The 18,412-nt window shown below is 37.1% G+C and carries 18 protein-coding genes; 7 read left to right on the top strand and 11 right to left on the bottom strand.

Features of this window, described 5'->3' with window-relative positions:
* Nucleotides 1-307: 307 nt before the first annotated feature.
* Nucleotides 308-1,201, top strand: coding sequence for a prenyltransferase (locus tag MSBRW_RS16295; protein WP_011306680.1), 894 nt, complete (start codon nucleotides 308-310; stop codon nucleotides 1,199-1,201).
* Between the two features lie 63 nt (nucleotides 1,202-1,264).
* On the opposite strand, the gene MSBRW_RS16290 is transcribed toward MSBRW_RS16295, so the two are convergent.
* From MSBRW_RS16290 to MSBRW_RS22660, 4 genes are all read right to left on the bottom strand, one after another.
* Nucleotides 1,265-2,242, bottom strand: coding sequence for a dimethylarginine dimethylaminohydrolase family protein (locus MSBRW_RS16290; RefSeq protein WP_011306681.1), 978 nt, complete (start codon nucleotides 2,240-2,242; stop codon nucleotides 1,265-1,267).
* A gap of 32 nt (nucleotides 2,243-2,274) precedes the next feature.
* Nucleotides 2,275-3,300 carry an L-histidine N(alpha)-methyltransferase gene (locus MSBRW_RS16285; protein ID WP_011306682.1) on the bottom strand — a complete coding sequence of 342 codons (1,026 nt, stop codon included), beginning with the start codon at nucleotides 3,298-3,300 and terminating at the stop codon, nucleotides 2,275-2,277.
* 130 nt (nucleotides 3,301-3,430) lie between these two features.
* Nucleotides 3,431-4,315, bottom strand: a complete 885-nt coding sequence (locus MSBRW_RS16280) for a radical SAM protein (protein ID WP_155398343.1) — start codon at nucleotides 4,313-4,315, stop codon at nucleotides 3,431-3,433.
* An 18-nt stretch (nucleotides 4,316-4,333) separates the two neighbouring features.
* Nucleotides 4,334-4,534, bottom strand: coding sequence for a radical SAM protein (locus tag MSBRW_RS22660; RefSeq protein WP_011306684.1), 201 nt, complete (start codon nucleotides 4,532-4,534; stop codon nucleotides 4,334-4,336).
* A gap of 310 nt (nucleotides 4,535-4,844) precedes the next feature.
* On the opposite strand from MSBRW_RS22660, the gene MSBRW_RS16275 reads away from it, so the two are divergent.
* Together MSBRW_RS16275 and MSBRW_RS16270 are read left to right on the top strand one after the other, a co-directional pair.
* On the top strand, nucleotides 4,845-5,675 hold the full coding sequence (locus MSBRW_RS16275; protein WP_011306685.1) for a hypothetical protein: 831 nt from the start codon (nucleotides 4,845-4,847) through the stop codon (nucleotides 5,673-5,675).
* A gap of 263 nt (nucleotides 5,676-5,938) precedes the next feature.
* Nucleotides 5,939-6,916: an SPL family radical SAM protein gene (locus MSBRW_RS16270; RefSeq protein WP_011306686.1), complete on the top strand. Its 978-nt coding sequence runs from the start codon at nucleotides 5,939-5,941 to the stop codon at nucleotides 6,914-6,916.
* A gap of 97 nt (nucleotides 6,917-7,013) precedes the next feature.
* Here the strand turns inward: MSBRW_RS16270 and MSBRW_RS16265 are convergent, their stop codons facing one another.
* The 7 genes from MSBRW_RS16265 to MSBRW_RS16235 form a co-directional block, all read right to left on the bottom strand.
* The gene (locus MSBRW_RS16265) at nucleotides 7,014-8,483 is read right to left on the bottom strand and encodes a right-handed parallel beta-helix repeat-containing protein (protein ID WP_011306687.1); all 1,470 of its coding nucleotides are present in this window, start codon (nucleotides 8,481-8,483) and stop codon (nucleotides 7,014-7,016) included.
* Between the two features lie 106 nt (nucleotides 8,484-8,589).
* Nucleotides 8,590-8,922 (bottom strand): carboxymuconolactone decarboxylase family protein, encoded by a 333-nt coding sequence (locus MSBRW_RS16260; protein WP_011306688.1) that lies wholly within the window; start codon nucleotides 8,920-8,922, stop codon nucleotides 8,590-8,592.
* A 379-nt stretch (nucleotides 8,923-9,301) separates the two neighbouring features.
* The gene (locus MSBRW_RS16255) at nucleotides 9,302-9,871 is read right to left on the bottom strand and encodes a GNAT family N-acetyltransferase (protein WP_011306689.1); all 570 of its coding nucleotides are present in this window, start codon (nucleotides 9,869-9,871) and stop codon (nucleotides 9,302-9,304) included.
* Nucleotides 9,872-10,067: 196 nt separating this feature from the next.
* Nucleotides 10,068-11,858, bottom strand: coding sequence for a hypothetical protein (locus tag MSBRW_RS16250; RefSeq protein WP_011306690.1), 1,791 nt, complete (start codon nucleotides 11,856-11,858; stop codon nucleotides 10,068-10,070).
* Between the two features lie 76 nt (nucleotides 11,859-11,934).
* Complete coding sequence (locus MSBRW_RS16245) at nucleotides 11,935-12,639, bottom strand: class I SAM-dependent methyltransferase (protein WP_011306691.1); 705 nt, start codon at nucleotides 12,637-12,639, stop codon at nucleotides 11,935-11,937.
* 918 nt (nucleotides 12,640-13,557) lie between these two features.
* The gene (gene arsB, locus MSBRW_RS16240; protein ID WP_011306692.1) at nucleotides 13,558-14,616 is read right to left on the bottom strand and encodes an ACR3 family arsenite efflux transporter; all 1,059 of its coding nucleotides are present in this window, start codon (nucleotides 14,614-14,616) and stop codon (nucleotides 13,558-13,560) included.
* A 70-nt stretch (nucleotides 14,617-14,686) separates the two neighbouring features.
* On the bottom strand, nucleotides 14,687-15,031 hold the full coding sequence (locus MSBRW_RS16235; protein ID WP_155398341.1) for an ArsR/SmtB family transcription factor: 345 nt from the start codon (nucleotides 15,029-15,031) through the stop codon (nucleotides 14,687-14,689).
* Between the two features lie 200 nt (nucleotides 15,032-15,231).
* On the opposite strand from MSBRW_RS16235, the gene MSBRW_RS16230 reads away from it, so the two are divergent.
* From MSBRW_RS16230 to MSBRW_RS16215, 4 genes are all read left to right on the top strand, one after another.
* Nucleotides 15,232-15,705, top strand: a complete 474-nt coding sequence (locus MSBRW_RS16230; RefSeq protein WP_085983083.1) for a universal stress protein — start codon at nucleotides 15,232-15,234, stop codon at nucleotides 15,703-15,705.
* A 224-nt stretch (nucleotides 15,706-15,929) separates the two neighbouring features.
* On the top strand, nucleotides 15,930-16,289 hold the full coding sequence (locus MSBRW_RS16225; protein WP_011306695.1) for an ArsR/SmtB family transcription factor: 360 nt from the start codon (nucleotides 15,930-15,932) through the stop codon (nucleotides 16,287-16,289).
* A gap of 318 nt (nucleotides 16,290-16,607) precedes the next feature.
* The gene (locus MSBRW_RS16220) at nucleotides 16,608-16,907 is read left to right on the top strand and encodes an ArsR/SmtB family transcription factor (RefSeq protein WP_011306696.1); all 300 of its coding nucleotides are present in this window, start codon (nucleotides 16,608-16,610) and stop codon (nucleotides 16,905-16,907) included.
* A gap of 468 nt (nucleotides 16,908-17,375) precedes the next feature.
* Nucleotides 17,376-18,347 (top strand): permease, encoded by a 972-nt coding sequence (locus tag MSBRW_RS16215; RefSeq protein WP_011306697.1) that lies wholly within the window; start codon nucleotides 17,376-17,378, stop codon nucleotides 18,345-18,347.
* Nucleotides 18,348-18,412 lie beyond the last annotated feature (65 nt).

Genomic DNA, 18,412 nt, shown 5'->3' with positions numbered 1-18,412 from the left:
CTTGTTTTATCCTTATATCTGGGAAAATTCACAGACAGTCCTTGAAACCTGTAACATCGGGCAAGTCTCTAAAAATACTTTAGACTTATTGATACTCTTATATGCTATATCTCCATTTGGACCTAACAAGTGAAACTCTGAAAAGCCTCAGCCTGAAACAAAAAAGTAACTACATTCGTAAATGTAACTACATTCGTAAATAAATCATTTCCAAAAATAATGGCTTCTTAACAGCAGTTTTACCCTATTTTCATAGTTTTTATGTAATAGTTTCCTTAATTACCTCTATTGCTATTGAGGCTAAAAAATGATAGAAACCCTGAAAGCTTATCTTGACCTTATACGTGCTCATTTTCTTCCTGCCTGGCCTCTTGTTTCCTGCTCTGGGCTAGTGCTTGCTTTTGCAAATTATGGCGGCTTTTCCTGGGCGTTGACTATTAAGGTGGCTTTAATTGGGCTGCTTGGGTTTGAAGCTGGTTTTATACTTAATGATTATGTGGATAGAAAGAGAGATCGGCTTGATGTAGAAAACACGCTTACAAGGTACTGGAGGCCTTTTAAAGAGAGACCTATACCTTCAGGAAAAGTTTCTTCAAAAAATGCCTTTTTGTTATTTATCCTGCTTGTAGCAGTCGTTTCAGCCTTGATTCTTACACTTCCTTATCCAAACTCTTTATACGTGTTTGTAGTTATGCTGTACTCTTACAGCATTGAGGCTTTTTACCAGATAAAAAAGAGAAATCAGAACTATCCAATTGCACAGCTTTTGGGCAGGACGGATTTTACGCTTTTTCCGGCGGCAGGTTATCTATGCTACGGTCATCCAGACATGACCATGTTGCTCTACATGTTTTTTTTCTATCCCTGGACAATGGCGCATTTGGGATTGAATGACTTTATAGACCTGAAAAACGATCGCTCAAGAGACATGAAGTCAATAGCTGTACTCTACGGTGAAAAAGGGACAATGTACTGGATTACAGGTTTTACGGCCCTGCATTTCCTTGCAGCTATTTTCTTTCTCCAAGAGCTTGGGGAGATCGCTTTTTACGGTTTTCTTGTGGGTTTTGTGCTCCTTGCAGGGGCAAACCTTTACCTGTGGAAAGAAAAAAATCCGGGTGCCGGAATGAAGATACTGCCTGTTTATCACGGAGTTCTAATAATCTACGCAGTGTCGATTATTCTTGACTTTATATATTGACCCGGGTTGTTCTTTCTCAGTCCGGCTCTTCTGACCTTCTCTTCAGATCTTTTCCAACTTTCTTTAATTTTTAATTTTCCTTCTACAAAGCCTCAGAGTATGGCAGCGCAGACTTCCTCCTCCTGCAAGTAGGGCATCCGGGTGAAAAGAAATAATCTCAATACCTTCATTTTCAAGTTCTTTCCTGGTTTTCTGATCAAGTGCGGTATCGTAGTGAAAAATAGTTCCGCTCTCTAAAGGAACAAAAGAACAGGCCAGGCGGCTTTGCTCGGAATCCGAAACAGAAATAATTTCCATTCCTTTCTCGCTCATGAAAGCTTTAAAATCTATTTTTTCTCTGGAATCTTCCGTAAACAGGCAGCTTTCCTCAAATGCAGGTAGATAAGTAAGGGCAAGGTCTTCCCTTATCCTGTTGAAGACGGTATCAGGGTGCATGTACCGCCTGGCTTTCGGAACCCGGACGTAAATAACTTCACTGAACTCTTTGAGAATGTTTGAAACAAATTCTCTTATAAATGGGTAAGTGTGTCTTTCCGTATCAGCTACAAAGACTGTTTCTTTTGAGAGCAGGAGGCAGCCTTCGAAAAACCCTTGTCCTCCATTGAATTCGCTGAGAATGGGAATTCCCAGATTATTTAGAGCTTCCTTTACAACAACCTCTTCCTTCTCCCTGGCAGGCGGACGCATTCTCGAGAGAATAGCCCCTTTTTCGGAGATAACTGCAATATCATGCAAGAAAGTTAGATTTGGCATCTTCTTAATTAGATCTGTGTTCTCGTCAACATAATCTTCAAGTTCATAGACTCTAACTCCGTTTGATTCCAGCAACTCTTGATAGTCTCTATGCTCTTTAATATACCTGGAAATTTCAGGAACCGTATCGTATAGCCAGTGTTTATAATTCGAGTCGTTGAGTAGAGAAAGTTCTTCCCCAGGCGTATGAATCAATACGCTTTTCAGCCTTCCAAATTCCTCGCACCCGTAATCAATACCTGATCTTTCTTTTTCTCCCCTATCAAGTTCATTTATCTTGCAACCCATACCCTGAACCTACCTTTTGATCCGTGTTATCCTCATATACGTTTTTTTGCAAGGATTATGACGTTTGCTCGTTTTTCACTCAGGAAAGCCTTGAGGATCTCAAATCCGCAAATTTCCAGAAAAGCTGTAATCTGGTCATATGTATATTTATAAGTAAAACCCATACGGATGACGTCTCCTTCTCTTAAGCCTATGGTTTCTGTCCCGATTTTGAGTTCAGTATCCTTCAGGATATACAGACTCTTCTTGGTTCTGTATACTCCCCCTATCCTTGAGTTTACATGCGCAAGCAAGAGTTCAAAATCAAAATCCTCAGGAGCCATTCCGTACTGAAGCAGGGGATACATATTGAAGAGGGCATTCTCTCTTGACGCATATGTGCCCAGTACGGATTTCCTTGCAGATTGTGTCTCTGTGCCTTCAGTAGGTAGCAGGTTGGCATCAAAGAAAAAAAGGTCTCCCTGCTCAAGGTTTTCATGGACAAGCTGAAGAATGAACTCTGGCTCGTAATTGCAAAAGGTATTTCCTAATATGCAGAAAAGAATCGGGAGACGCCAATTTTCTTTAAAAGCGGTCGTATCCTCTATAAAGCCAACTATTCCCTTCTTTTCAACAGGCAGGTTATCGACCTTTTCAAGAGCGATATCTACAAATTCACTGTTTATATCGATAGGGTAATAGCGTATCGACACTTTTCCTGAGGCCGGGTTTTCAGCTAGATTTTTCCTTACTAGTGCTTCGAGAAAAATTCTTTCCTTCTCCCCATTTCCCACTCCCACGCTTACGAGACTCATGCCTGTTGGAATAAATCTCACAATTGAGTCTAGATTTTTTTCCAGAAGGGCTTTGAGCTGCCTGGCTACAGAAAACGTCTCAGCCCCATCAAGTCTCAGCCAGTTTTTTGCTCCTCCAGTGCCTATATATAGAAAGTAATCAGGTAGTTCATGGTTTTTCAGGCATTGACAGAGTCTTTCTTCTACGTCCTCCTTACTGGTAATTACTATCTTTTCCTTATTTTCCGAAACCTGTCCAAACTCCACTCTTCCTGTACTGTTCAATTTTTCACCTTCTCCTCAAATTATTCAACAGTACATATCTTTATTTATTTCTTTTAACTTATTTATTGCCTGAGTTTTGCTTTTACCATTCTTTTACCATTCAATTACTATTCAATTACTAATCTGCCATTTACTTGAAGCACTGCTGGCACTCCATCCTGAGGGCTTTAAGAGGGTCTATGCCATGTTTTACACCTACGCTGTATGCATATCCCCGGCAGCCTATGCACTCTTCATTATGTTCACAGTTTCTGCACCTTCCCTCGAGCATTTTATCGATGTTTCGAACATATGTGAAAAGATCGGAATTATAAATTTCCCGAAGGCTCATTTTATTTACGTTATAGGGATATTCCCCGTCAACTCTAAGCGCAGGATGTTCGTCCAGCTTTGTAGGTGCACAGGGCCGGATATTTCCGTCTATATTGATATACAGGCTGTAGAGGTGCTGAAGGCATCCACTAGCGGTAATCGGTGTGTAGGGCAGCCAGTCGTAACCATAATATTTCCGGTCGATTTCCAGCAGTTTTAATTTATATTCCTTTATCTCGTCAGCCGTTAGTAGCTTATCCTCAAGTTCGTCATTTGCCCTGCCTGTAGGCGTTAGAATTTCCATATTGGGGAAAATATTGTTTTTCCTGCAGAAATGCCAGATCTCTTCAATTTCTTCCAGATTCATTTTGTTACTGACGAAAGAAACTCCCAGACGAAGTTCTCCAGGTCTCGCAGGTTTTGAAAAGCCTGCATTGAGAAGATTCCGAAGCCCCTTTCTGATATCTTCGGAGGCTCCTGCTCTTCCTGCTAGGTAGTCCTGAACCTCAGGCTTAAGGGAATCTAACTTTCCCATTACTGAGGCGTTGTGTTTGTACAGGAACTCTGCAAGTTCTTCTGTCATTAAAACCGTATTCGAAAAAATCACCGGGATTATTCCCAGGGAATCAATATAAGCTATTAGGTCCCTGAAACTCGGGTACAGGGTCGGCTCTCCTCCCCCAATTACGACCACAGACCTGATCCCGAGTTCTTTTGCCTCCTAAATAATACGTTTGAGATTATTAAAATCGGCTATTTTTGCCGAGTCTTCGCCACTCTGTGCATAGCAGTAGCGACAGCGAAGATTGCAGGATTTGTTCGTTTCAAGGCGTATGGCTAAAAGCCTGTTTGAGTTCCGTGCCTGATGGGCTTCCTGTGCCCCGTACATGTACCCTTTCAGTATCGGAGGTGGTGATAACAAGCTTAACGTCTCCAGATTCTTCGATTCTTCCTCCCACATGTTAAAATATATATTTAACGTTCCTTATCAAATTACAAGAAACTAAGTGTTTTTTTGAGTCTAATCTTCTAATTTATAAAAAGTAATTTGTTGCCAGTAGTTTGTTGCCAGTAAATTGTGTATTCCGGTTACTTCGGTTCTTTTTGTAGTTTATTCATACAGTGCGACAAATGCGTGACAAATTCATGATTATTCTTCTTGTTAAATTTAGTAAGGTTTAATTATCACTCTCACATATCTGTTTTCAATCATTAGGGGAGGATGACTGACAATGATCAGAAAGGTGACAATTTTTGGAGGTATTATATTATTTATTCTTCTTTTGCTTGTGCTGGGCTCAATCTATCTGGCAAATAGAAACGAGGAACTGTATAATGACAGTCTTATGAGTAATTATGAATACGATATAATTATAGAAAGCAGCAGCACCCTGCAAAATGTAACTTTATATTTGCCCGTTCCTGTTTTTGAAAATGAATCCGAGGTGGGACTCGAAATGGTGAATGGTGATTATTACAATAAGCCTTCAAATTGGAATCTTAGCCTTGAGGATACTGAGCATGGACTAATGTTCAAAATAGAAGCTGCCGAAATTAAACCGGTTTATCATTCCCTTCCTGTAGCTGTGCCCGAACCTGAGCCTGGGTCCGAGAATATTGAAGATGAAGTTCAGGAAGAAGAACAAATAATGGAGTCCAATGAATACTCAGAAGAAACCCCAGTTTTGAAATCGTTTGATTTCGGGACCAATGTAAGGGCTGACCATATGATTAATACCCGATTCCCTGTTGGTAATGAGTCAGTGCTTCTACCTAAATATAATCTTCGAGAATCCGAAGAAGGCTCGGAAATTCCTCTACCTGAGCATATCAACCCCGAATATTTTGATTATGAGAGCCTGGTATATGCGCACTATGATACGTCTCATGATGCCGATGTCCAGATTTTTGTCGAGCTCGATAGCCGGAATGAATGGTGGATCCATGGATGGCGATATAATGACTACGTTGATAGAATTTCTATCCAACTTTCAGGTCCTCAGGAAGGCTGGGTAAAGGTGGAAGGAAAACTTATTACAGGAGATGGAGTTTACAGAGAATAATTCTAGAGAATTATTCCAGAGAATACCTACTGAGAGTAACTACTGAAAATAATGTTCTCCTTTTCTACTTTTTGGAAATCTGTTTCCTGCTACAAAGTTCTTTTTGGATTCTTTTTTATTAAGTTTCTCAAAGTTTTTTTGGGTTCTTTTTTATTAAGTTCCTCAAAGTTTTTTTGGGTTCTTTTTTATTAAGTTTCTCTAAGTTCTTCTTAGTTTCTCCTTTCTTAAGTTTATTATAGTTCTCAACCCTATCTTATTCCGGGATGTTCGAAGAAATCAAGGTTAAAAAAGCTCTTAATCGGATAAATAAATCCAGCAGTAATCTACCATTTCATTGGGACTTGAATATTTACAGGGGATGTGAACACGGTTGTAATTACTGTTATGCAATGTACTCTCATAGCTATCTGGAAGAAAAGAAGAAGTTTGCCTATACAGATCCAGGATTCGGGAGAGAAATCTGTTCCTCTGTAGCGGATAAAAAATGTGCCTTTTTTAAAACGATTTACGTAAAAACGAATGTTGCGGAAGCTCTTGAAAAGCAGCTTGCAGCACGAAGCTGGAAAAAGGAAGTGATTAATATAGGCGGGGTCTGCGATAGTTATCAGCCTGTAGAAGCAAAGTACAGGTTGATGCGCGAGGTTCTTACGCTGATGATTAAATACCGAAATCCGGTCACTATATCTACAAAATCGGACCTTATCCTTAGAGACTATGACCTTCTTTCAGAACTTGCTGAGCTAACATCTGTAAATATCGCAGTTACGGTTACAACGGTGGATGAAAAATTAAGTGCCCTACTGGAACCCCTTGCTTCTTCACCTGAAAAGCGGTTTTCAGTTCTGCGGGCTTTTAAAAACACATCTGCTATTACTGGAATCCATATGATGCCAATTCTTCCTTTTCTTACCGATAATCCTCAGAATCTCGAGCAAATTATGTCTCTTGCAGCCGAATGTAATGTTGAATATGCTCTTCCTGGTGTTCTTAACCTCAGGGGCGAAACCAGAAAGCATTTCTTCGGTTTCCTTGAACTTAACTTTCCCGAACTTGCGGATCCTTACCGCAAATTGTATGCAAAAGGAGGAGTTGATATAGCTTATAAGGCTAAACTTTATGGAATACTCAGCTCTCTTATGGAAAGATACCATTTGTCTGGAGACTGCATGAAACCCATGCAGGCAAAACTTTCCCGTTCGAAGCAGCTCACGTTAATGGATTTTTCAGAAAATAATTTTTGATTTTTGCGTAATTACTACAAGTGCAAGTACTACAGGTGTAATTAATATAAGTGCAAGTACTACAAGTGCAAGTACTACAGGTGTAAGCACTACAAGTTTAGTTATACCTTCCCATGTTTACCTTGTTTTCATTCTCATCTAGCTCTTTTGAAGAGTTTGACGACACATATCCTGCACCTCTGCAGGGAGAATTTGATTTCAGATGATAATCATGCTTATTCTGGTTTACAAAGAGAGGATTTACATATATGTCAGTGGTTGAACTTGCATTTTTATAATTTCCACCTGTATTATTGTATAGACAGTTGTTTTCCAGCACAAAGGAATGCGTTTCAGGAAGATAATTAATCACTGCGTATCCTGTCCCTTCAGGGTCTTTTTTGCGCTTCTGGGTATCAATGATTATGTTATTACGGACAATCGTATTGTAGCCTGTACCTTGAGGTGAGAGATCAACTGAATTGTTTGTGTCTTCGGAAGAAGGGGGATACATCTGGGCAATGGCTGCATGATATACTCCGTCAAACACGTTCCTCTCAATAAGGGTGTCATAAAACCCGCTGGTTACAATCCCTCCTACCCAATCAATACTGGGGTTAGTACCTGTGTTATAGAGGGTATTCTTATAAATGTGGACATTCTGCGCCTCTTCCTTGGAATAAGCCTCTCCATAACCTATCAGCCAGATTCCAGGGCCATAGGTATTATAAATAGTGTTATTATACACTTCTATGTCATTCATTACACCTGTTGTTTTCTCAATCAGAACTCCAGAGCCGCCTGCGCTCCAGTGGTAAAAGGAATCTATTACGTTATCATGGAACTTTACATGATTTGAGTTCCAGACTCTAAGGCCGCTGTTGGTCCTGCAGGTAATTCTATTGTTCCAGGCTTCTACGTTCAGGTAATCAATGGCAAAAAGGCCATCATGTCCCAATTTATACACTGTATTATTATAAAACTTGATATTAGAACCTCTCTCTACCCTTACCCCATCTCCATGCCCGTCGTGCATATACATATCGTGAACGTCTATGTTTTTAGAGTCAAGGAACTTGATAATATTGTAGTATCCTTGCCCTCTCTTTCTATCTTCGTTCTTGTCATGATTTCCATTTATTTCAAATCCTTTTATAGTGACTCCATGGACTCCATCGCTGTCCATCTGTGTTATTATGGGTTTGTTCACTGGCCAGTCTGCGTTGTCTTCAAGTTTTATTACAGCCGTATAGTCTCCTTCTAAGATTGTATTATTTCCAATTAAGACACTGTCAGAGATGATGTATGTATTTGGGCCTCTTAAATGAACGGTTGTAGACTGTGGGTTTTTTGCAACATATTCAAGAGCTTGATTTATCTCTACCTGGTCATCGGTTCCGTCACAGGTAAAATCTCCATTTCCATCGCCAGCTACGTATACAGTATTATTTGACGACTTAAGGAAAATGTTGGATTCTATTGTATCGAAAATGAATATTCCCAATGCAACTGAGAATATAAGAATTACAATGGAAAGTCCTATTTTTTTCCAGTTTTGCCTTAAGTACGTCAGATATTTTTCGTCCATTTTATTCCTTACTCTTAATTGTAAACTTCAGTCTTAATATATTTTTGAGGGCGAATTCTTGACTGGGTTTGAAAAATAAACTTGAAAATAGTTGCTATTAATGACCTTATTTCTCATCTCCTGCGCAGCTGCAGGAAATATTACCTTTCAGGATTTCTTTCCAGTCCCCAATTACATCATGGGTCCAGCAATCGTCGGCGCCAGCGGCTTCTCGCATCACCAGGGCAAAGATATACGAAAGTTCCTTGACTGTAGCTCCTGCTTCGAGAGCACCTTTGAAATGCTTCAAAACGCAGGGCTTTGACCTGGCTTTGATGGAGAGAGCAAAACAAATGAATTGATAAGTTTTTTCGTCAATCATCCTTTTTTCGGCGTAAAGTTGATCAATTTCGTCCAATTTCTGGGTAAACTCCGGAAATAATTCTTCAAGCATTCTCATTTCTATAGTTCCTTTTTATTGATCGGTTTTGACTTAAACTGCTAAGGTAATTTGGACCATGATAATTTTATATTTATGGATTAGTTCAAATCATTTTGAACTAATCTAGCATCCTCAATATTATCTCCTGTAACCTGGTGAATAACTATGTACAAATAATGAGTTAATCAGGTGAAGAGAAGAAAATAAAAGTTAGAGTACATGCTACAAGTACGTTGACAGATAATGCTTATTTATAAGCCAGAGATTGGTTAAATACAAGACTAGTTAAACAACAGAATATACAAACAACAGAATATGCAAACAACAGAATAGCTAAACAAAAGAGTATCCAAGCAAAAGAATAATTAAGCCAAGTAACCGTTAAGCCAAATAACAGTTAAACAAGGCTCAATTCCATTTCATAACATATTTCATTTTCACCACAAATATTTCTTGTTTCCTTTATTATACGAAAGCCCAGTTTTTCATATAATCTTATAGCAGAAACATTATTTACACTTACATACAATAATACTGAAGCTATTTTATTTAACCTCATTTCTTGTATACTCTCTTTTAATAATTTCTCACCATACCCCTTTCTTCTAAAGTTTCTATCAATTGAAATTGAACAAACTACCGATTTTTTCTTGAAACCCTTAAAGGTAGGTATCAGTCGTATGTAGTATACTGAGTAGCCTACTACTTGATTCTGACTCTTAATTACATAAAAAATTTTCCGAAGCTTTTTCGAATATTTTATAAGCTTCTCCTGTCTTTGATTTTCAAGCCCTTCTTCTTGAATTCTAAGTACTTCAGGAAGCATAAAATTCTCTAGAGGCATAACGTTTTCCTTTTCCGTCTGTTTCCAGTTCCTTATAAGAAAAGCTCCAACGGTATCTCGTGTCAGTCTCTTAAAATACATTAAATACGCAATGGGTTTAATGCAGATTTTTGAGAGGCTCATTAGATCACTTACTTGGTGAATGATGCTGTTGGTGAAATTATCAAAGACAATTCTAGTTATTTCTAAACATTAAGGGAAACTTGTCTTTAATTATATTTCTATTTTTATCTTTCTTTATATAAACAAGTTGTATAAGCATTACAAATAAATAAGGTTTAGATCACAAGAAAATATCCTGTATAGAACCATTATACCATCAATATTCAGCGCTATTCAAATCTACAATATATCTATGGTCGTTTTCAACCCAGAAAGTAATCGAATTATCCGGTTCTATGTCATAATCAAGGAATTTTCCAGATGTGTTGTCGTAAACCTTAGTATCTCTTCCAGCGTTTATGTTTACATTTACAAGGGCAGCGCCACCGTTTGTGTGTGCATCAAAAAGGGCGGAGTTTTCAGTATACTGCAGGTTATCAAAAGTGGCATCGTATGTATTTCGACTTATTTGACTGTACTCGTGAAAAGACACTATGGACATATTGTTTGACTCATAGTTCTCTACCCAGTTTTGAAATTTTGAGCGGCTAATTGAGTATTTTATAGCTGGATCCTTATCAAGTTCATGGGTAAAAACCGGGTGTACCATACCTGCTCTGGATGCTATTTCCCACCATTCCCAGGTATCATCTTCCAGACTCCCAATATATTTTTCCGTATGGATTCCCGAGTCTCCATTTCTCCAGAGCATTCCTAAGTTTTCATATGCATAAAGGGCGTGCAGAATATTATCTCTGTTTCTCATGGAGCACCAGCTTGTCGGTTTTCGGCCGATTTTTTCATATACATATAAGTATCCTTCATCCATTATTTTAAACGCCTGTTCAAGTGGAAAACTGTTCAATTCTTTTGAGTAATGTACACCTACATCCCATGAATCATTGATGACCAGACCACGCAAATATTCAAGATCCTCTTCATTGCGCTGTTCAAGGAGTTCTATATCAAACCATATTGTTCCTCTATTTTTTTTGCTGTTAAGGTAGCGTATTCCCTGCTCGGTTGTGTTTCTAACATGCGGGCCATCAATCCCGAAAGCCAGTATTCTGTTACTTCCAATTGCAGTTATGAGTTTTCTATCTGAGGTCTGACTTATACTGTATATATTTACATCAAGGTGCGCTCCTTTTCCAAGCACAAAAGGAGTGAACTTAATGTACCCGTTTGAAATATCCATATACGGCAATCTCTGCCTGTCGATGTTATAAAGTGGGGTCACGATACAGTCGCCGTCTTTTGCAAGAATAGTGTTTGTTTTGTTATATCCATCAAACATAATCTCAAAATCAGATTTTTCTGCCACATTCCCGATAGATATGGATTCGCATCTGATTTCCTCAGAAGAATCTTTAAAATAACTTTTTAATATAATATTCTTATTTACTTTTTGGAGAATCAACTTTGAACCTGGGGTATTAAGTTCAACAAAGCTTTTGGGGTCATCCATCTTCAATTCTATTGAGATTTGGTAACTGCATTTAACCATTGGTGTAAGCCTACAGATGTAAAGTGATCCAATCTGCCTTGGCTGCTCTGTATAGTGAATTAGTGGGATGGAAGCGGCTTCACAGAACCGGTAAGTTTCTGAAGATTTAACTAAATCTGCCGTATATCCATTTATTCCGGATTCTAAAACAGTATCTGCAACCGGAAACAAACTGTACGGGCATGAACAGGAGTCTCTTCTTACTTTATACTGTAGTGTTTTTGAGGTCTTGATTAAAATCTCTGATTTAAGCATCCCGTAAATTGCAGAATATAATTTGTCATAAATCTTATTTCCCTGAAGTTTTGCAATAAAAACATTTTTCGGAACACTATTAGATTTGGAATAATTTTGTGAAAATAAAGTAAGAATGCCTTGATCAATATTCTCGCGAGTTTTTGGAGAATCCTTACAGGAAAAAGCTTCGGTTCCTCCAATAAATAAACTTCCCAGTATAAACGGTATTAGAGAAAACATTTTTAGGCGACTATGGCTGTTCACTAAACCACCATATTTTTTATATTCTATTTGCCATTCGACTTCGTTCTTCTAATTGAGTGCCCATCCGAACAGCCTTTTAAGCCCGAAACATTATTGTATGATATTTGTACTCGTAATACATTGAACGTACACAAATCATTTTAAATCCATGTTCATTTGCAATTTTTTCAATTATGTAAGGATTGTGTGCAAACCCGAGAATGTCTTTTGGACGTCTTTTCAGGCTTGCCGATATTGCAGTCCGAAACTCGAAACCTGTTTTGCATAAAATTTTCAAGCCGTTTGCGTCTTGTGAGAATAGGCCTATCTTCCATAATGGATATAGGCGGGAATCCAGTATGTCAAAAAATACTATTTTGCCATCTTTATTCAGATAGTTTGATGCATCAGAGATAAATTTATCAATTTCCTGAAATGTCAGGTACTGAATTACACCGGCTGCAGTTATTCGGTCAAAAGAAGAGTCCAATTTCTTCCAGAGTGTTTTGTGGTCAGCAAGAATTAGATCTATGTTTTGACACTTATTTTTCTCGATCCTTTTATTTGCTTCTTTTAGCATAGATTCTGAAAAATCCACCCCTACAAGCTGTTCATATTCCGGAGCATAGTAAGTCAGGAGTTCTGCAGCTCCACATCCAAAATCAAGAAGTGTTCTACCCCCATCAAGGTGAAAAAGTTTTTCCCTGGCTTCCATAGAAAGAAACTCCTCAGATGAATATCTGTGCCCTCCATGTTTCTTGTCTTTGAAAAAATCTTTCCAGACATTTTTTGATTTCGACATGCTTTTCGGACTCCTAAATCTTGCTCTTTTCTGTACTTCTTTCCAGGTAATCTGTAACTTCCAGATTAGCAGTTTTTTAGATATTTATTGAGCTGGTTCGAGATGCAAAAAGAATCGATAAGTTTCGGTTTCACACATATGTGCATAAATATTTATACTTTTCTAATTTGATTCTGAAATCAGTATCATGTATCGTCAAGATAACTAAAGTTATTTTTACCCATAATAAATTTGAAATTAGTCCCGTCTGCTCCTGAAGTGCATACCTATTAATATTATTTTAAAGACTTTTAATATAATATATAATTTCTGTTTCATATTTATTTGAAATCGGTACCCAAAACTTTCAATTAATTTTACATTTAAATATAATGCATAGTCTAATTGTTCATTATATATTAAAGACTGCCTATCTGGTTAAAATCAGTAATATATCGGTTCCAAAAAAACTACTATGTATAAATTATAAATTTTGCACTATGTCTTCACAAAATAGGTGATGTTTTATGGTAATCTGTAGAACATTATTTCCTGCCATCAAAACCACACACAGAAAAACCTTTTGCATACTTGCGAAAGTTAATGAGCGGAATCTTGTATGTAGTTACGACAGGTTGTACACGGGAAGATATTCCTCCACACTAAAAAAAGAAGAACAATATATGTAGATTGGAACGATTTCAAAAATAAAATCAAACTAAATAATTTTTCAGCTAAATATGATTATTCAAAGTGCTCTTGCAAAGATATGAAATTAAAGAATCTCATACGTTATGTTCTAACTTTAGCAGCGATAACGAAGTTAAGTTTTGGGATGAGTCTACAGTCTAATTTATTATTTTTTTACCACTGTCCTGCAAATGCAAAGTTGATTGGCTGTAAAGTAATAAATTGCAAGGTTTCTTTGCCACTTTCAAGTTATTTTGTGTTTGTAAAGTATTTCCTTCTCCAGTAAAGTGCAACATTAACAAGTCCGATCATTACGGGTACTTCAATCAGAGGGCCTACTACAGCTGCAAACGCCTGCCCAGAACTAATTCCAAAAACTGCTACTGCTACGGCAATTGCAAGTTCGAAGTTGTTACTTGCTGCAGTAAAAGCAAGAGATGTTGTCTGCTCGTAATTAATTCCCATTTGTTTACAGATAAGGAAAGAGAACCCAAACATAGTTACAAAATATATTAAGAGAGGTATTGCAATCCTTACAACGTCCATTGGCAGTGCAACAATGTATTCGCCTTTTAGCGAGAACATAACAATAATCGTGAACAATAGAGCATAAAGTGAAATAGGACCTATTGTTGGAATGAGTTTGTTATCATACCATTCGACTCCTTTTGAGGAGCGCAGGAAATAGCGGGTTAAAAAGCCAGCCGCAAAAGGAATTCCCAGATAGATCGCAACACTTTGAGCAACTTCTCCCATGGACACATTTATTTCCATACCACTAAATCCCAGCCATTCAGGCAGTATAGTTATAAAGAAATAAGCAAAGACGGAATAGAAGACCAGCTGAAAGATTGAATTGAAAGCAACAAGTGCAGCTGCATATTCATTATCCCCGTCTGCCAGGCTGTTCCAGACAATCACCATAGCTATACATCTGGCCAGACCTATTAGAATAACACCTACCATATATTCAGGATATGCCCTAAGAAATATAATTGCCAGGATAAACATTAAAATCGGGCCAATGATCCAGTTTTGCAGTAAAGATAAGCTTAATACCTTATGATTCCTGAATACCGTGCCTAACTCTTCATATTTAACTCGTGCCAGCGGAGGATACATCATAACTATTAACCCAATGGCAATAGGGATTGAAGTGGCACCAATTGTCAGACCCTGCAAAAAAACTGCAAAATCAGGGAAAACGAAGCCTAAAGCTACACCAATAAACATAGCCAGAAAGATCCACAGGGTTAAATAACGATTTAAAAACGATAATTTTGATACAACGGATTTCAGAACGAACACTCCCCATTTATTAATAAATCCATTTGTTATAAAATTAATTTTTAATCAATCACAAAATCTACCTTTTTAATTAATCACAAAATCTACCGCTTGCTTTGAACTTTTCCAATAGTGCTAAATCGTCTTTACAAATACCTATTTTTTCGATCTCGTCGCTAATTATCATTGAAAGAAAGGGAAATTTCAGAAAAATGGTATCATTGAGTCGATAATAGACCCACTGGGATTTTTTTTCAGAGACGATAATTCCTGCCATTTTCAATTTGTTCAGGTGTCTGGAAGTGTTGGATTGCTTAATGCCTAAAACCGCTTCAATATCACATACACATAATTTCCCATTTTTTAAAAGATTCAGTATCCTTATCCTGTTTTCATCAGCTAATGCTTTAAATAGATAAACAATATCCGTGGGCACCACCGCCTATACATGAGTATATGCAATTATACTCATATACTATTTTATAATTCATATTTCACTACTGATTTTTATTGTTGCCCTGACCAGTCTAAATAGTTACGCATATCTTTATTTGCTTTCGTCTTAAATTATATTGTAATACATTTTGTTTGCTTCTAGCTGACATTAACGCAAATATTCGGGGAAGGGGAAAATAAATAATTCTTAACAATACTTTCCAAAAAATCCTGATTGCAACAGACGGGTCTAAATATAGTCAAAATGCCGTACTCCAAGGAATGGAACTTGCAAAACTTATGGGTGCGAAGGTCTATGCTCTTTATGTGTTTAATAAAAATGCATATGTACCACCTGTACTGGAAACACCGATTCATCTGGGTTCTAATTGGAATGTCACGGAGGAAATGTTGCATAAAGAAGGAGATAATGCTATCCAATATGCTAAGAAAGTTGCAAAGGATAAGGAAATAGACTATGAAGGTGTAGTTGTAGAAGGTGATCCTGCTAGTGCAATTCTGGAGTTTGCAGAGCAATACAAAGCAGATATTATAATAATGGGAACCCTTGGTAAAGGAGGATTAGAAAGATTTTTGCTTGGGAGTGTAACAGATAAGGTTGTAAGGCACTCAAAGGTTCCAGTTCTTGTTGTTAAGAAACAAAAGCAGAATTAAGGATATAAAAGGTTCATTATTGTAATGATTGAATATTACCTGTATAAGACTTATGTAGTTATTTACTCTGCAGATAAAAACCCGCGAGATATACCAAAAAATGTTGATATATTGTTTTTAAGACCCAAAGTCCAGAAATAGATTGGATATAAATAACAGCATTCTATGTATCAAACAAAACTGATATGAAAACCCTTATTTAGAAGGCTTAACTTCTTTTATTTATGAGTTATTGCTGTCCTGTTGACCCTGAGAAAAAGAAGGAATGGGAAGATAAAATGCTCCAGGAAATCGATTTTCTGGACAACGACATAAAAAAAGCCAGTGAGATCTTTAGCGCTCTCGGGCATCCTATAAGACTGAAAATTGCTTATTTTCTCTCTCAACGAGACCACTGCGTTTGCGAATTGATATTTAAATTGAATGAAAGGCAGAACCTTGTTTCTCATCACCTGTCAATCCTGAAAAACTGTGGGATCGTCGAAGCCTACAGCAGTTCAAAATGGCATTTTTACAGGTTGAATCCTGAATTTGAAGATATTTTTGATATTATTAAGCAGTTACAAAACAAAAAATCCGAATAAACCTAAAAGAAACTATGAATGAACCTGAATGAAAATCAGAACAGGTCCTAATTAAATCTGGAAAGAAAAAGATTTAATAATGAAAATGACCGGGTTTTTAGTCCTTACAGCAGCAACAACAGTCTTCTTCTCATTTATTTGTATTTTCTTCTGTCAATGTATCTTTTGTTTTTCCATTTGAACATGAAAGCTACTTTATTTCATCATCCTGGAAACTGTGTAAGTTAAAAATAGCCTTTACTCCAAATTTACAAGCAATATGCCTAATTCCCAATTTCAAAAAATATATATAGCTTTATATATTCAATACTTGTTGATATGATTAATGAAGAAAATATACAGCTTTTCAAAGCCCTAAGTGAAGACACCAGGTATGAAATTATCAAGGCTTTAATCGAATCTGAGAATAAATGCAGAGAAAATAAATACAGTAACAGAGGAGAGCTATGCGCCTGTGAGATCCCGAAAATAATCGGGAGGACTCAGTCTAATACCTCAATGCACCTTGCAAAATTACAGGACTGGGGAATAATTAAGGTAAGAAAAGAGGGGAAAAAGAGGTTATATTCCATCCAAAACAATAAAATCAGGAAAATTCTGGAAGTGCTTGAGGAATAAGATTTTGTATTATTATAAAAAACTCAAAAGTTCTATTCCTTATAAGTTATGAGTAAATTACATCTTTTTTTCAGGAATTTGTACAATGGCAGTGCCTCTTTGCATAAAATGAATTTTTCTTTTTTCTCTTTCTTCAGCAATCAACTGAATGTTTGCTTTTTTAGCTGACCAACTATTTACTCGAAGAAGGTAGTTTTTCTTTTTTGCAATCAGCGAACTAATCTACATCTCCAGTTTTTCATGGTAGTTTCTATCTTCCACATTTGTTTTCTTATTCAGCTAAGTTCCAGATTTATTCTCAAAAAATTACAGGAAAACCCATTGATATCAGTAAAAGTATATGGAGTTCAAAATGCATTAAATCTTCAGAGCTCTAGGAAAATATTTAAATAATATGAAATATCATTATATATTGATATATTTGTAAATTGGATATCGGTTAAGAAGTGACATAATGGAAGATCCAAAATGGTTGATATATTTTATCCTCTTCAATGGATTGCTGATAAACTGACATATGAGGTGTTTAAAATTGCACCTGACACACACCTTGCAGCCAGTGTTAACTTTATCATTTATGATGTGCTGAAAATTTTTATTCTTCTAGCTATAATGATTTTTGTTGTTTCCTACATAAGGACCTATGTAACTCCTGAAAAAACCCGAAAAGTTCTTGGAGGCAGAACAGGACTGCAATATCATCTATTGGCCTCCATGCTAGGAGTGGTCACACCTTTCTGTTCCTGTTCATCAGTACCTCTTTTTATTGGTTTTGTTGAATCTGGAATCCCTCTTGGAGTGACTTTTTCCTTTCTTATTACTTCACCCCTGGTAAATGAGGCTGCAGTTGCTGCACTGTGGGCCACCATTGGCCTTAAAGTAACCTTGATCTATATAGTGTCAGGTATTGTGCTCGGAGTTTTTGGTGGGTACGTAGTAGGCCTTCTGAAAATGGAAAAATATGTGGCTGATTTTGTTTACAAGATAAAGGTTGGGGATCAAAATATAGAGCAGGAATCTCTGAAAATAAAAGAAAGAGCTGCTATTGCCTTTGACAATGTTAAAGAAATCGTGGGGAAGGTCTGGATATACGTAATTATTGGAGTTACTTTGGGGGGAATCTTCCATGGATATGCTCCCGAAGGCATCCTTGCACAATATGCAGGGAAAGATAATTTGCTTGCTGTTCCAATTGCAGTCGTTATGGGGGTGCCCTTATACTCAAACGTTATGGGTATGATCCCTATCGTTGAAAGCCTTATTGGAAAAGGGCTTCCTGTAGGCACTGCTCTAGCCTTCCTTATGGCAGTTACTGCACTTTCGCTTCCTGAAATGATTATCCTGAAGAAGGTACTTAAAAAAGAGTTGATTGGAGCTTTTGTTTTAATTGTTACGGTATCGATCATATTTACTGGATATCTATTTAACATTCTTCTCTAAGATTAATGTATCTACAACTTGAAAAGACAAAAAATGTCCAAAATGATAAAACAAAACACGAGGTT

It is taken from the genome of Methanosarcina barkeri str. Wiesmoor, from assembly GCF_000969985.1.
In the GTDB taxonomy this organism is placed as follows: Archaea; Halobacteriota; Methanosarcinia; order Methanosarcinales; family Methanosarcinaceae; genus Methanosarcina; species Methanosarcina barkeri_B.
This window is presented reverse-complemented; position numbering and strand designations above follow the sequence as displayed.

Coding starts and splice junctions, on each gene's coding strand:
- MSBRW_RS16295 (WP_011306680.1), top strand. CDS start 308: ATGATAGAAACCCTGAAAGCTTATCTTGACCTTATACGTGCTCATTTT.
- MSBRW_RS16290 (WP_011306681.1), bottom strand. CDS start 2,242: ATGGGTTGCAAGATAAATGAACTTGATAGGGGAGAAAAAGAAAGATCA.
- MSBRW_RS16275 (WP_011306685.1), top strand. CDS start 4,845: ATGATCAGAAAGGTGACAATTTTTGGAGGTATTATATTATTTATTCTT.
- MSBRW_RS16270 (WP_011306686.1), top strand. CDS start 5,939: ATGTTCGAAGAAATCAAGGTTAAAAAAGCTCTTAATCGGATAAATAAA.
- MSBRW_RS16265 (WP_011306687.1), bottom strand. CDS start 8,483: ATGGACGAAAAATATCTGACGTACTTAAGGCAAAACTGGAAAAAAATA.
- MSBRW_RS16260 (WP_011306688.1), bottom strand. CDS start 8,922: ATGAGAATGCTTGAAGAATTATTTCCGGAGTTTACCCAGAAATTGGAC.
- MSBRW_RS16255 (WP_011306689.1), bottom strand. CDS start 9,871: ATGAGCCTCTCAAAAATCTGCATTAAACCCATTGCGTATTTAATGTAT.
- MSBRW_RS16245 (WP_011306691.1), bottom strand. CDS start 12,639: ATGTCGAAATCAAAAAATGTCTGGAAAGATTTTTTCAAAGACAAGAAA.
- MSBRW_RS16225 (WP_011306695.1), top strand. CDS start 15,930: ATGAGTTATTGCTGTCCTGTTGACCCTGAGAAAAAGAAGGAATGGGAA.
- MSBRW_RS16220 (WP_011306696.1), top strand. CDS start 16,608: ATGATTAATGAAGAAAATATACAGCTTTTCAAAGCCCTAAGTGAAGAC.
- MSBRW_RS16215 (WP_011306697.1), top strand. CDS start 17,376: ATGGTTGATATATTTTATCCTCTTCAATGGATTGCTGATAAACTGACA.